The sequence below is a fragment of the Thermoproteota archaeon genome (assembly GCA_003352285.1).
Classification (GTDB): Archaea; Thermoproteota; Nitrososphaeria; order Nitrososphaerales; family Nitrosopumilaceae; genus PXYB01.
This window is the reverse complement of record QQVN01000002.1, coordinates 1-13,599: the sequence shown is the minus strand read 5'-3', so window position 1 is coordinate 13,599 and position 13,599 is coordinate 1. Positions and strand designations below refer to the sequence as shown.

Genomic DNA, 13,599 nt, shown 5'->3' with positions numbered 1-13,599 from the left:
TCCATCATGCCAGTAATGATTTTTTTTGTGTCCATCATTTGTTGATCATCTTTTGTGCCTTGGCAAATATTTCATTCCATTTTTTCCACACGAGTCTACCTGTTTGAGTATTCTGTCTACTTGGATGATATGAACAAATAATCTTGTATTTTTCATGCAAAATGACATTTCCGTGGGCAAATTTTTCTCCTCTTATTTTCAGAAGCTTACAGCATGTATCAAAGGCAATTTTTCCTAGGCATACAATTACTTTGGTTTTCTCCAGAATTTCTAATTCTTGCTCTAGATATGCAAAGCAGTTTTCAAATTCATCCCTTGATGGTTTGTTATCTGGTGGTGCACAACGAACGGCAGCTGTAATGAATGCATTTTTTAGAAAAAAGCCATCATCAAGACTCTGACTGGTTGGTATTGATGCAAATTTGTTCTCATACAATACCTTTGCAACCCAATCACCTGAACTATCACCTGTAAACATTCTTCCAGTTCTGTTTCCTCCATGAGCAGCAGGTGCCAAACCAATGATTAGAACTTGTGCATTAATGTCTCCAAATCCCGCAAGTGGTTTTCCCCAGTATTTTTCATTGGAGTATCTTTTTACTTTATTTCTTGCAACATCTTTGATATACGAATTTAATCTCAGACACTTTTTGCATTTGATGATCTTTGAATTTAATTTTTGTAACTTATTTACTCTGATTTCTTTTTTCATAATTTAAAAAATCTTTTCTGTTTTGTAAATAAAATTATTAAAATCATTGATGGTATTAATAGCAAGAACGGCAATTCGAATTCTGGTAATGATTTATCTGGAGAATAAATCTCTCCCCACAAGCTTGGACTGGGAATTTCATTTCTTCCTACATTGATTCCTTCTGGCCATGTTACTGTTTGATCAGTATGTGCATCATAGACACCAAGATAAAATCCATAAATGCTTGATCTACCTATCACTTCAATAGGAATTCTATACTCGTATGTTGCATGTGGTATGTTGCTATAACGATCATTTTCATCTGACGCACTACCATATCCAATGTAATCGTCATGTGAATCAATCTGTTTGAAATGATTGGTCAATACAAGAGGGGATCCCCCCTGAAGTGTTGGAGAATTTTTTCCACCTAGAGCTGATACAAAACAATAATCATCCTCATTTGGAATTTCTGTCTTGTCATTTTTTGTATCAAAACATAAAACTGCTTTGTCTAAACCTTTGTCTATGTGGATGTCACCGACAACATCAGCTAAGATGTAAATGTAATCACCTTGATGAGCAGAACGTAATTTTATTGGAATGTTTCCACCATACTCTGTTAGTGTTGATTTTTTCCATTCATTCCATACAGTCCACTTGCCATCAAATTGAAGCTTATCCATCTCACTTGATATTGTAATTGGAATAGGTTCGTATGCAAAAGACTCGTTAATGGAAACAACAGATGTTAAAATTAATAATGCTATTAGGAAACCACGTAGCTTCATTATTCAAAAATTACTATATCCTTTCATAAATAATATTGTCTTATCAACAAATATTATCCTCCGTTTGTATCGTACCATATGAAAAAAATCATTGTAATTGCAGCCGTTGTAGTTTTAGCTATTGGAATTGGATTTTCATTTTCTATGGAAAACCCTGAAGTTATTCCAGAGGTATCAGAAAATATTGTAATCCCGGCTGAGCCCCTTACAGAGCATAAAATCTCCCTGAGTGAATCCATGGACATGTCTGGCCCCTAGGCTTTGGGTTGCCAAATTGGACCATCTTATTCGTAAATATTTCCATAATTACTAATAACTGGATTCATCATTCACAGTATAATGAAAGAACAACACAAGACTATAGCTGTCTTAGGTGCAATTGTTGCACTATCAGGTGTTTTGGCAGGAAATATGGCATTAGGCTTTTTTGATAATGATTCTAGTTCTGCAAATTCCTTGGCAACAAGCGGTCTTATGACCGGACATGTAACTATGACAGTATATGACGCAGATGGTAACATCAAAGCATACCAACAATCTGATAACATCATTGTTAATCAGGGTGAGAACTGTGCTGTAAAGACATTGTTTGGTAATGTTACTGGTGCAACAGGTGTTATTTGTGGTGATGATGTTACAGATGGTCCAGGACACTTTAATGTCATTGCAATTGGTAACCAAACTGTTGGTACTGATACTGCAGCTGATGGTAACCTAAAACTTGTTAATGAGCACAATCAAACAAATAGCGGATTTACAAGAGTTAGAGATACAACCCCAGCATATACCGCAGCATCTGGTTCAACTGCAGCTAAAGTAGTACTGTCAAATGCATTCACTCTTGCAGCAGATGGAAGTGCAGGCTCATCAAGAACTGTTTCTGAATCAGGTCTGTTTAATGCAACAATTGGTGCATCAATGCAAGCAACTCACAATGCTGATGCAATGTTTGCAAGACAAACCTTTTCACCAATCACTGTTAATGCAGGTGAAACACTAACTGTTGAATGGACAGTTAATGTCGGTGGAGCAGGAACACTAGGCAGCGAACCAACATCTAGTCAATAGATTCTCTGAATCTATCACACCTTTTTCTTCTTTTTAATTCTAAAAAATCATACGTAGTTTCTACAGTACAAGTATTATACTTCAATAATTCCAATAAGACTATTGGAATTAACGCGAGATGAAGAGGCTGCATTAAAGGGCGAATATGGAGAAACTTTTGCATTAGTATATAGAATCCTTGTTGCAACAGGTGAGGCCACAAATTCTGAAAAACTCATTCCCATTGAATGGGCTCATCTTTCTGGTGTAAATTATAATACAATCGGAGATGCTGGGGAAGAATTTCTATCTACTCTAAGTAAAGATGCACGTGTAAAAGTCAAAACAACTTTGAATCCTATGGGATATGATATTGATAGTGTTTCAAGATATGATCTAGATGAAAATTTTATTTCAAAACAAGAAAGCATAAGAAAATCATATGAGAGAATGGGAGTAACTTCTTCTTTTTCATGTATTCCTTATGATATCTTTGATTTACCAGGTAAGGGAACACAAGTCTCCTTTGCAGAAAGCAATGCAGCAATTTATGCAAACTCTGTTGGAGGACTAAAAACCAACAAAGAGAGTGCATTTAGTGCACTAGCAAGTGCAATAACAGGAAAGAGTCCTTATTCTTCTTTACGAAAAGACAATACTCCAAACATTACCATCCAAATGAAAGTCGAGAATCCTAATGAGATGATGTATGGGATGTTAGGATACTTTGCCGGAAAGGTCGGTGAGACATCTGTGGCAATCTCAGGGGTAAAAGAAGTAGATCATAGGAGCTGTAAGTCACTTTGTGGTGGTATGGGTACTTCTGGTACATGTGGAAAATTTGTATTTGGTGAGGGTGAAAAAGACTCAGAAAAGATTGATTTTGATAAAAAAGAAGCGCAAACAGTTTTTGATGAGCTAAACACCACAGAAAAAGGTGACATTGTCACACTTGGAAGCCCTCAATTGGGATTAGATGAGCTACATGATCTTTCATTAATGCTAAAAGGAAAATCATTTACAAAACGATGTATGATTTTTTGTCCTCGCTCCGTTCAGGAACAGGCAAGAAAAATTGGATACACAAATGAAATTGAACGTGCAGGATGTGACATACTATCGGATTGCTGTACTTGTCTGACTCCTCTAATTAACAAAAACTCAGTAGATGGTGTTACAACTAATAGCATTAAAGGGGCATATTACTTGAAAAATTCTACTGGTGTTGATGTCAATCTTAAATCACTATCAGATATTGTAAAAGAAGAAACAAGATGATGTCAAAAGTTATCGTAAAGGGAAAGACCCAGGGAAAAATTCTAAAGTCAAACAATCCAATAAATTTTCTTGGAGCAGTAGACAAAAAATCTGGAGTAATCAAAGACAATACATATGATATCTACAACAAGTCAATCAAGGGCACAATCTTTGTCTTCCCTCATGGAATTGGAAGTAGTGTTGGAGCATACACGATTTACTCCTTAAAGTCAAACAATTCAGCTCCACTTGCAATGATTTGTACAAAAGCCGATCTAACAGTTGCATCAGGATGCGCTCTTGCAAACATTCCTCTGATTATTGTTGATCAAAAAGAATTTGATTCATTAGAAAACGATTCTGAAATTACAATTGATACTGATGAATACTAGCTAAAGTTTTCTAACTACTTTTCCGTTTGGGCTTTCTTCTGAAAATACAATTCCCTGGAATTTTTCAATTATGACATCTTTTGATAACCAAGAGTTTTTATCAAGACCAGCTTTTTGACATGTGTGTTCCAAAAATTGTTCTTCATCCCAACCATATTCAATTGGAACTTGCGGTAATAGTAAACCCGAAGAAAATGATCTTTTGATTATTAATCCATCCCTACCAATCTTGATCTTTGATGGATACTCTTTTGGATCGTTAACAACAATTTTTTCTGGCTCACTTAGAATAGTAACTTCAAAATTTATTTCTGATACCTCTTCTTTGGTCAAAGGTGGAAACCTGGGATCCTTTGTTGCAGCAGCAACTGCAGAATCCTCCAGTGTAGTATAGAGTTCTTTATCTGAGATAGGATATCCAATACATCCTCGCAAATCATTTTGTTTCATTAGTGTGACAAAAATTCCTGAAATAAAAGAAAACTTTTTTTTAAAACCATCATCAAACTCAAATGATTCATTATTCAAATAATGAGTAACAATCTTTCTTGATGCTTTAACAATTAATTCTCCATCATTATCTGTCAAATCATTGCATCTTTTCATTTAACATCTTAGTGTATTGTACAAGCTTTTCTATATGCGTTCCTTTCCAGTATATCTTATCACATTTTTTGCATATCCAAAATTCTGAATGATCTATTACTCCAATCGGAATTTTTTTTAAGATATCTTCTCTTTTAATCGATGCAATTTTTTCATTACACAATGAGCACCTTATTTTATCAAAATCAATTGCAAATTTTTTAATTGAATAATGCTTTGCAATCTGAATTAATTGTTCAACTTCTACTACTGATTCAAGTACCGTGCTCTGAATTTTTTCTTTTGTAGCCTTACTTGAAAGATCCCTATCTCGTGTTAGAATTGTTCTACCTTCATGTTTAGCAAGGATAATTATTTCTCTATCATCAATATTCGGAAAATATTTTGTATCGTAACCAAAAAATCTTAATTTTCTTGCAATATTTCCTAACATTGCATCTACGATAAATTTTTGTTCATTCATCTAAATTTATTTTTGATTCTACTATGTTGCTCTTTCCAGCAGGAAGTACTCGAACAAAATCATCAAGATTAATTGTTTTTACAATTTCTTCTCTCATTTTTAAAAACTCTATCTTAATTTTTTTTGCAGTATCAACCAATTCAGAACCTGATGGTTCTATAACAACATAACAAATACTGTTCTTCTTTATTGGTTCTGGTGGTCCACACGACAAAATAATATCATCATCATGCTGAATCAATCCTACTGCGAGTCTCATTGTTGATACCCGAACAAAGTTTCTTTGTCCATCAATAGTGAATGATCCTTTTGGGAGAAATTGCCCACTAGGTGCTGCTTTTTTGACTTGTTCGGGATTTACCCAGTATGCACTAAGACCATACATTGCCTCTCTCCATGCTCTACTAAAGCAAACAGTAGCATGAGCTATTTCATTCAAGCTTGCAGATGGCGCATTTTTTCCATTTTTTAGAATGAAGAACGGTGAGCCAAAAATATCTGCATGAAAAACAAGATCATTTTTTTCCAAATGTTTTCTAATAATAGATGAATTTGATGATGAATCTCTACCACCAATTGCCAACAAGCCATCTGAAGTGTAAAACCATCTGTATCTTTCAAACCAGTTTTTCTTTTTAACTTCAGAGAATAATACATTGTTGATTACATTCTCTGCCTTTTTAGCAAGCTTTGCAAGTCTTTTTTCAGTCTGTTTTTTTAACTGTTCAATTGATTCTATGGCATTTGATTGTCGTTTTGATTCATTAAACAGCGATGATGCTATGGCTGGCAAGGATGATTTAATATTAAATTCAATTTTTGCATCATGAATTTTCAATTTCGAAATTCCTTTCTCTTTGATTATAATCACATTGACTTTACTTAGCATATCATTTGCTCTTTGATCATCCAATGAAATTATTCCAGAAGAATTCATTTCCTGTAAATACTTTGCAATCTTTGCAATCTCATTTGATTTTTCTTTAACTATAGAGATAGCCTTATCTTGTTCTTCTAACTTGTGTTCTAATTCTGTGATCTCTTTATCGATTCCTGTAGATTGGACTGCTTTTCCTTTTTCTAAAATATTTTCGGTGAATGTCTTGTCCAATCCTTCCATAAAAGTAGGAACAGAAATGACATCATCAGAATTTGTTTCAATTTTAATTGGTAACACATCCATCTTTTCATTATTAATTATGATTGGATTATGATTTCCTTCACTTACATCTTTTACAAGAGTAGTGATTGTTTCAAAAAGTATCCTGATTTGTTCTTCTTGTAGTTCTGAACCTTTCAGATTAGTGTCAATGTTTGATCTTCTAAATATCTCATCAACGTATTTTGTAGGCAATCCTAAACTTCTTCCAACCCATTTTGCACAGCTAATGTCTGCGGATCTTAATTCAAAAAGATCATCCATACTAATTTTGAAAATATTCAAACCGTTTTGTGGTGGTGGAATGTATTGCATTCCAACTTTAAGTGTTCTGTGACGAACATCAATTGAATGTAGAAGTGCAAGAATTTTCATTTCGCTATTGCACAAAATTATGTTTCCATCAGAAAAAAATTCTCCAATAATTATAAACTCTTTATCAAATCCTGCAAAAGTAAGATAGACAATTCTTTCAGCTCCGATCTGTTCAATCTTGGTTAGTTTTAATCTCAAAAGATCACTTCTTAATCTTTTTAGTAGTCTGTTTTGTTCAATTGGTTCTATCTTTACAGAGCTTTGCCAAAAACCAAATGTAGATAGCATCAACATTACATCTTGTTTCTCTGGATGATGAAATTTGAATAGCAAGCTGTCTTTTGTGACACTGTAAATGTTGCTAACATAGTAATCCTTTGTAAGATTAGAAATTTGATTTACTAGATATCTGATCTCAATTCCTGCTAATGCCATATTCAAATACCTATGAGCGGTGATTATACTCTTACTCTTTCACTCACGAAATCAGTGGCCAAAGATTTTAAACAAGGCATATTGAAAATTATTCGAGCAGATTCATTGGCAAAATTCAAAAAGAAAAAATCAAAACCTACACCAGATCCTCATGATTCAGAGAAAAAAGATGTTTCTAGTGAAAAAGAGAGTTTACCAGAGATTGAAAAAGAAAGCCCACCTGAAATTAACAAAACATCCAAAGTTGAGTCAGAAGATAGCGCATCTGAGGTTACAACTAATCAAAATAAAGCCAAATTAGACAAACTTTTCTGGATAAGAATAGGACTTGCAGTTGTTGCAGGTGTTACTGCTACATTCATCTTTGAACCAATTGAGGGTGAAGAACGCCGATGGGCATCAATTGGATTTATGATAATAATCTTCATAGCTTCTGTAATATTTGCCAAGGGTATGGGACTACAACTTGCCAAATCTGATAGAAAAAAATTAGTTACAACTGGAATTGGTAGTTATGTCTTCATCTATCTGTTTATGTGGATACTATCATACACACTTGTGCATTTACCATCTACTGGTGGAATACCTTCACCAATTCCCTAGTGATGGTGCAAAATATCATGTGGAACTTTAAAACACCCGGCATTCCAGATTCTGAATTTGAAAGAACCGATGTGGTTCCAATTACTAAAGAGGAAGTTAGGGCTATTCAAATAAGCAAAGCAAGACTTTGTCCTGGTTTTACTGTATATGATATAGGCTGTGGCAGTGGTTCCATAACAGTTGAAGCAGCAATACAGATTGAATCATCAGGAAAAGTTGTTGGAATTGATTTTGATCCGAATGCAATTGAGCTGACAAAAAAAAATTTAGAAAAGTTTGGAATAAAAAATGCAACTACAATTCTAGGTAACGCCAAGGAAAAAATTCAGGAGCTTGATAAAGCTGATGCCATATTCATTGGAGGAACTGGAGGAGACACAAAAGATATTCTTGAATTGGCAAAGGACAAACTAAAACCCGGAGGACGAATAATAATTGGTGTTATATTGATTGAAACTTTGTTTTCAGTACTTCAAGTAATAGAAAAACTAGGTTTCTCCTCAATTGATATTACTCAAATTACAATATCTAAAAGTAGAAAAACTTCGACGGGTACCATGATGTTGGCACGTAATCCAGTCACAGTAATATCTGCAACAAAAAATTAATCCATCTAGATTTTAATTAGGAATTACAAAGTAATTTTATATGGCTGAATTAATTGGAATAGGAGTGGGTCCAGGTGATCCAGATCTTTTAACAGTCAAAGCTGTCAAGGCAATTCATAATGCAGACATCATTATGTGTCCTGCTTCAAAAGAAGACAGACCAAGTATTGCACTATCTGTCGTGTCCTCACTTATCGATAAATCAAAAGATCAAGAAATTGTCAAGCTCATCTTTCCGATGACAAAGGACAAAGATGTTCTAGTATCAACATGGAAAAAAAATGCAAAGATAATGGCAGAGAAAGTACTGTCAGGAAAAAATGTAGTATACCTTACAGTTGGTGATCCATATCTTTACAGTACATGGATATACATGCATCGAGAAATAAAATCAAATCATCCAGAATTAAAAATTAGTGTAATACCGGGAATTGTTTCCATGTTTACATTTGCATCTAAAGTTGGAGTTAGTATTGCAGAGGGTGCAGAAAAAGTTGCAGTAATTCCTTCATGTTATGATCTATCAACTGTAAAAGAGATTGCAAAAAATGCTGAATCATTAATCTTTCTAAAAGACGGTAGATACTTTGATCAAGTAATAGAATTACTAAAAGAATCTGGATTCCCTGACAACTCTACTTTTGCAATAGGGCAAGACCTTGGAACAGAAAAAGAAATAATTCGGAAACTAACATTGGGCGAAGTAAATGATGATACATTAACTACAAAATATTTTTCAATACTTATTGTCAAACGCCCAGAAATTAATTAATTCTAACAACATGAAAGCTCAACAAACATTATTACATGTATCAAAAGATTGAGTGATAACAGAAATGTCAAAGGTGTATTTTGTCGGTTGTGGTCCCGGAGATCCTGAACTAATTACTGTAAAAGCAAAAAAACTCATTCAAAAAGCAGATGTTGTTGTGTATTCAGGATCATTAATCCCAGAAAAAATTTTGAAACTTTGCAAAAAAGGAAAACTACATGATGCATCAAAATTAATTCGTGAGGAAATATTTGATCTTCTTTTTAATAATGCAAAAAAAGGTAAACTTGTAATTAGATTGCATGATGGTGATCCAACTATCTACGGTGCAATTCGTGAACAAATTGACAACCTGCAAGAAAATGGCATTGAATCAATAATCATTCCAGGCGTGACATCTTTTCTTGCATCTGCAAGTGCATTAGGAACTCAACTGACACTTCCTGGCGTTACACAAACAATAATCATAACACGTGCAGAAAAGCGAACGAAAGTTCCAAAGCAGGAAAGAATTTCAGAGCTTGCAAAACATAATGCAACTATGGTATTTTATCTTAGCATTCATTTACTTTCAGATATCGTTAAACAAGCACTTGAAGGTGGATACAAAAAGTCAACTCCTGTTGGCGTGGTGTATCGAGCAAGTTGGAGTGATCAAAAAATTATTACTGGCACACTAGATGATATTGTAAAAAAAGTTTTCAAAGAAAAAATTACTAGAACAGCAATAATAATTATTGGCGATGTTGTAAAGCCAACTTCATACGAATACTCTAGACTATATGATAAATCATTTAGTCATGGATACAGAAAGAAGAAAACTAACTGATCTCCAATTTCTTTACTCTATTTGATATGTTAATCTTCTTTAATGTATACTGGAATTTTTTTAGATCTCCATTTGTATAGATACTTAATCTGTTACGTTTCAAATTAGATTTTGGCAATCTCTTTGCAATGCTTGGAGCTGGATCTAAAAATTTTACACTAGGGAATTCTTTCTCTAGTATATCTTTCAAAAAAGGTAAATGTGTACTTGATAGAGTAAACACGTCAATTTCATTCTTTAAAATTATTTTTTTTAATGTTCTTTGAATTATCTTTCTACAATATTTTTTATCTTCAAGAAATTTTCCCGATTCAACAAGATTTACCAATGGAGATGCATTTATCTTAAAAACTTTGATCGATTGAGAAATCTTTTGCTTCTTTATGAAAAGATCAATCTTTTTACTGTTAACGACTGTTTCTGTTGCTAATATGGCAATATTCTCTGTTCTTGTTACCCTTGAAGCATCTATGAGTGGTGGAAGGACACCATGTATTTTTTTAGATAATATTTCAGGAAACAACAACGTAGGTGTGTTTGAACCGATAATGATTATTTCTGGATTGAATTTTTTTTCAATCACTGAAATTGTGTTCTGAATAATTTTCTTTAACTCTGACACGGGTTTTTTTCCATAGGGGAAATTTTTATTATCTGCAAAATAGATGATATCAGATTTTCTAACTCTTTGGATTGGTTTTATTATTGAAAGAGAGCCTAAACCGGAATCAAATACGACAATTTTTTCATTCATTTTTACCTAGATCATGTTACTTTTGTTAGCTAAATTTAGTTTCTAGTTGATCTAAATATACACCTCTCATTAAGTGTAAAATCTTAAACTTGCCACCATGCCAGGCTTTGATAAGACTTGGGCTCGACAAGAGACCCAAAGTGTAACAGGCAAACTTCGTGATGCAGTAAAGCCACAAGGTGCATTGAAACCACGAATCCAGAACGCAGTAAACAAACTGCAGGTACAAATATCCAAAATGGATTCGATGCTTACAAAACTTCGTGAAAGAGATGCACAACTCTTCCAAAGAATTGTAACTGCAATGCAACAACATGATACTAGTGCAAGCAAAGTTTTGTCAAACGAGTTAGCAGAAATTCGTAAAGTTACAAGAATGCTAGGCAACGCAAGAATGTCTTTAGAACAAGTTCAGTTAAGATTGACAACGATTCATGACTTAGGTGATGCAATGGTAGCAATCGGACCTGCAATGTCAACCATGAAAGGTTTGAAGTCTTCACTTGGAAGATTTATGCCAGAAGCAGACTCTGAATTGAATTCTATGACGCAAACATTGAATGGTCTTATGATGGACTCATTAGCTGGAGATTCATTTAACATGGAATCTGATGTGTCTAATGAAGAGACAGACAAGATCTTACAAGAAGCTTCTGCGGTTGCTGAACAACAGATTGGAGACAAATTCCCATCTGTACCATCCCCAACTGGACTTTCGTCACAATCAACATCTACTTACGAGTAAATGTTACAGACGAAATGTTCTTTCTTTTGTTTTAATATTATAAGTTACATGTTTGTATATGATTAGTCATGTATGCTGTATGGTTAGTACCTTCAAATAAAGACAGAAAAATTTTACAAAAGATCATTTCTGATCTTGCTGATAAATACAAGTCTCCTGTATTTATTCCACATATCACTACTTATGGCCTTGTTGATATTGCACTTGGAAAACTAGAAGATTTTGTTTGTAATAGTATTCAAGGGATTAAATCATTTGATGTATATACAAACAACATAGATTACAGTGACAATATCTGGAAGACATTATTCATTAACATTCAAATGAATTATGAACTAGAAAAAATTTTTCAAAATTTACAAAAACAACTTGATAATATCTCTCATTATGACTACCTACCACATGTTAGTTTAATTTACAAAAAAATGAAAGATGACGAAAAAAAATCTCTTGTAGATAATTTGCAAATTCCAAAGAAATTCCATATCGACAAAATTGCTATCCAAGAATTTTCTGAGGATGTCACAAATTGGAAACTAGTCAGAGTGATTAATTTCTAAAAAATGATTTTTGATATACCGATCTATTTTGAAAAATAATTTCAAAAATCCAATCTTTTGACCCTTCCAAAATGGACCACTAAAGTAGGTCAATTACCAGCTTGGACCTTCTATAATCTGAAAAATTCCTCTTCTCTTATTGGAACTTTTCAACCTACAAACATTGGGTATGGTGCACCGGAAAATATGTCCTAGAGGACATCTAATAGAATTTTTTAGCTATGTCATAGCTTTCATCCCAGCTACCCAATTTTCTAAAAACTTGGAGGGGCAGCTTTTTGCAAGCTAAGATCATTGGATTACTACTTTCGTTGTTGTTGATATTTCCATCATTTTCATCAATTGATGCATATGATCTTAATCTCTTCCAATATGATGATATGAGCTTTGAAAATTTTGAAATTTTAAAAATTACAAAAAATTCAGTTCAAAAAGTTTCTACTGATCGATCATCTTTGAGCTACAAAGTTTCACTAGCTGAAAACTTGGATGTTATAACAAACAAGAAACGATCTAATGAGCAAGTCATCAACACACCAATCATTGAAAGAAAGCTAAACATGATTGAAAAAATTGATGTTGCAACTGGACAATACGGTAAGGATTCAATCATTCTCACTGTCAAGCATAATGTCGACAGACAAGCAATGATGGAAAGAATTCTCTACAAAGAACGCTTCAAGGGGCAAGACAGTGGTCTACTGGCTTCACTGGCTAACCAACTTGTTGATTCAAACCATGACGATAACCTCATCGATGCAAGTAACATCTGGTCTACCATATCCGTTCCATTCAATGAGAATTTCATTGAACTCTTTGAAGACCAAACCCACATCTTGACAATATCTAATATTGATCCAAACTTTTTTGATTGGAGATATTTAGACAATCTCTGGAATGTTGATCCTAACAATCCAATATTCAATGCATTTGAGAATTCTGTATCTTCTATAGTGGATACTAAGAATCCTGTTTTACTCCTTTTGTTAATTCCGCTTGTCGGATTTGTGTTTATTCGAAATGAAAATTCAGATGTAAAGTTTTATCATCTTCAAAAGTTTCTAAGTTTACTCTTTATTGGAATATTATTATCTTCTGCTATCATCACGCCATACTCCATATCTTCCTCATATTGGCCTGAAGCATATGCAGAAGAGATGCCAGATAACTCAACTGATTCTGATGTATCGACCATTGATTCAGGCGAAATACCATCCATTACCGACTTTACTGAAGTATTGGATGATTTACCATTAGACTCAACCACACAGGAGGAACCCTCAACCGGTGACACCATACCCAATGTTGTCCCTGAGGATTCCTCCAACTCAACTTCTTCATTAGACTCAACCACACAGGAGGAACCCTCAACCGGTGACACCATACCCAATGTTGTCCCTGAGGATTCCTCCAACTCAACTTCTTCATTATTGAATTCTACATCCTTTGATGTACCAGTCAACGGCACAACCATCCCAGTCAACGGCACAACCATCCCAGTCAACGGCACAACCATCCCAGTCAACGGCACAACCATCCCAGTCAACGGCACAACCATCCCAGTCAACG

General features: G+C 34.1%; 17 protein-coding genes. 11 read left to right on the top strand and 6 right to left on the bottom strand.

Annotated features, from left to right (window positions below; translation table 11 throughout):
- Positions 1-34: 34 nt before the first annotated feature.
- Together DWQ18_00090 and DWQ18_00085 are read right to left on the bottom strand one after the other, a co-directional pair.
- The gene (locus DWQ18_00090) at positions 35-712 is read right to left on the bottom strand and encodes a uracil-DNA glycosylase (protein RDJ34392.1); all 678 of its coding nucleotides are present in this window, start codon (positions 710-712) and stop codon (positions 35-37) included.
- The gene (locus DWQ18_00085) at positions 709-1,485 is read right to left on the bottom strand and encodes a hypothetical protein (protein ID RDJ34391.1); all 777 of its coding nucleotides are present in this window, start codon (positions 1,483-1,485) and stop codon (positions 709-711) included. The genes DWQ18_00090 and DWQ18_00085 overlap by 4 nt, the downstream gene beginning before the upstream one ends.
- Before the next feature lie 78 nt (positions 1,486-1,563).
- Here DWQ18_00085 and DWQ18_00080 point away from each other — a divergent pair, with 78 nt between their 5' ends.
- The 4 genes from DWQ18_00080 to DWQ18_00065 all read left to right on the top strand — a co-directional run bounded on the left by DWQ18_00080 (position 1,564) and on the right by DWQ18_00065 (position 4,181).
- Positions 1,564-1,743, top strand: coding sequence for a hypothetical protein (locus tag DWQ18_00080; GenBank protein RDJ34390.1), 180 nt, complete (start codon positions 1,564-1,566; stop codon positions 1,741-1,743).
- A gap of 81 nt (positions 1,744-1,824) precedes the next feature.
- A complete protein-coding gene (locus DWQ18_00075; protein RDJ34389.1) occupies positions 1,825-2,553 on the top strand; it encodes a hypothetical protein in 729 nt (242 codons plus the stop codon).
- Between the two features lie 102 nt (positions 2,554-2,655).
- Positions 2,656-3,810 carry a DUF521 domain-containing protein gene (locus DWQ18_00070; protein ID RDJ34388.1) on the top strand — a complete coding sequence of 385 codons (1,155 nt, stop codon included), beginning with the start codon at positions 2,656-2,658 and terminating at the stop codon, positions 3,808-3,810.
- Positions 3,807-4,181, top strand: a complete 375-nt coding sequence (locus tag DWQ18_00065) for a DUF126 domain-containing protein (GenBank protein RDJ34387.1) — start codon at positions 3,807-3,809, stop codon at positions 4,179-4,181. The genes DWQ18_00070 and DWQ18_00065 overlap by 4 nt, the downstream gene beginning before the upstream one ends.
- On the opposite strand, the gene DWQ18_00060 is transcribed toward DWQ18_00065, so the two are convergent.
- From DWQ18_00060 to DWQ18_00050, 3 genes are read right to left on the bottom strand one after another with little or no spacing between them, the layout of a single operon-like run.
- A complete protein-coding gene (locus tag DWQ18_00060) occupies positions 4,182-4,787 on the bottom strand; it encodes a TIGR00296 family protein (GenBank protein ID RDJ34386.1) in 606 nt (201 codons plus the stop codon).
- A complete protein-coding gene (locus tag DWQ18_00055; GenBank protein RDJ34385.1) occupies positions 4,771-5,250 on the bottom strand; it encodes a hypothetical protein in 480 nt (159 codons plus the stop codon). The genes DWQ18_00060 and DWQ18_00055 overlap by 17 nt, the downstream gene beginning before the upstream one ends.
- Positions 5,243-7,159, bottom strand: a complete 1,917-nt coding sequence (locus tag DWQ18_00050; protein RDJ34384.1) for a fibronectin-binding domain-containing protein — start codon at positions 7,157-7,159, stop codon at positions 5,243-5,245. The genes DWQ18_00055 and DWQ18_00050 overlap by 8 nt, the downstream gene beginning before the upstream one ends.
- Positions 7,160-7,264: 105 nt before the next feature.
- Here DWQ18_00050 and DWQ18_00045 point away from each other — a divergent pair, with 105 nt between their 5' ends.
- The 4 genes from DWQ18_00045 to cobM all read left to right on the top strand — a co-directional run bounded on the left by DWQ18_00045 (position 7,265) and on the right by cobM (position 9,971).
- Positions 7,265-7,762: a hypothetical protein gene (locus DWQ18_00045; GenBank protein ID RDJ34649.1), complete on the top strand. Its 498-nt coding sequence runs from the start codon at positions 7,265-7,267 to the stop codon at positions 7,760-7,762.
- Between the two features lie 17 nt (positions 7,763-7,779).
- Positions 7,780-8,370 carry a precorrin-6Y C5,15-methyltransferase (decarboxylating) subunit CbiT gene (gene cbiT, locus DWQ18_00040; protein ID RDJ34648.1) on the top strand — a complete coding sequence of 197 codons (591 nt, stop codon included), beginning with the start codon at positions 7,780-7,782 and terminating at the stop codon, positions 8,368-8,370.
- Positions 8,371-8,410: 40 nt separating this feature from the next.
- Positions 8,411-9,142, top strand: coding sequence for a precorrin-2 C(20)-methyltransferase (cobI, locus tag DWQ18_00035; GenBank protein ID RDJ34383.1), 732 nt, complete (start codon positions 8,411-8,413; stop codon positions 9,140-9,142).
- A gap of 64 nt (positions 9,143-9,206) precedes the next feature.
- Positions 9,207-9,971 carry a precorrin-4 C(11)-methyltransferase gene (cobM, locus tag DWQ18_00030; GenBank protein ID RDJ34382.1) on the top strand — a complete coding sequence of 255 codons (765 nt, stop codon included), beginning with the start codon at positions 9,207-9,209 and terminating at the stop codon, positions 9,969-9,971.
- Here the strand turns inward: cobM and DWQ18_00025 are convergent.
- On the bottom strand, positions 9,964-10,725 hold the full coding sequence (locus tag DWQ18_00025) for a glutamate racemase (protein RDJ34381.1): 762 nt from the start codon (positions 10,723-10,725) through the stop codon (positions 9,964-9,966). The two genes, cobM and DWQ18_00025, sit on opposite strands and share 8 nt — an antisense overlap.
- Positions 10,726-10,822: 97 nt before the next feature.
- On the opposite strand from DWQ18_00025, the gene DWQ18_00020 reads away from it, so the two are divergent.
- The 3 genes from DWQ18_00020 to DWQ18_00010 form a co-directional block, all read left to right on the top strand.
- Positions 10,823-11,470: a hypothetical protein gene (locus tag DWQ18_00020; protein ID RDJ34380.1), complete on the top strand. Its 648-nt coding sequence runs from the start codon at positions 10,823-10,825 to the stop codon at positions 11,468-11,470.
- A gap of 68 nt (positions 11,471-11,538) precedes the next feature.
- A complete protein-coding gene (locus DWQ18_00015) occupies positions 11,539-12,030 on the top strand; it encodes a hypothetical protein (protein RDJ34379.1) in 492 nt (163 codons plus the stop codon).
- A 278-nt stretch (positions 12,031-12,308) separates the two neighbouring features.
- Positions 12,309-13,599 (top strand): hypothetical protein (locus DWQ18_00010; protein ID RDJ34378.1); only part of this gene is annotated, 1,291 nt, incomplete at its 3' end.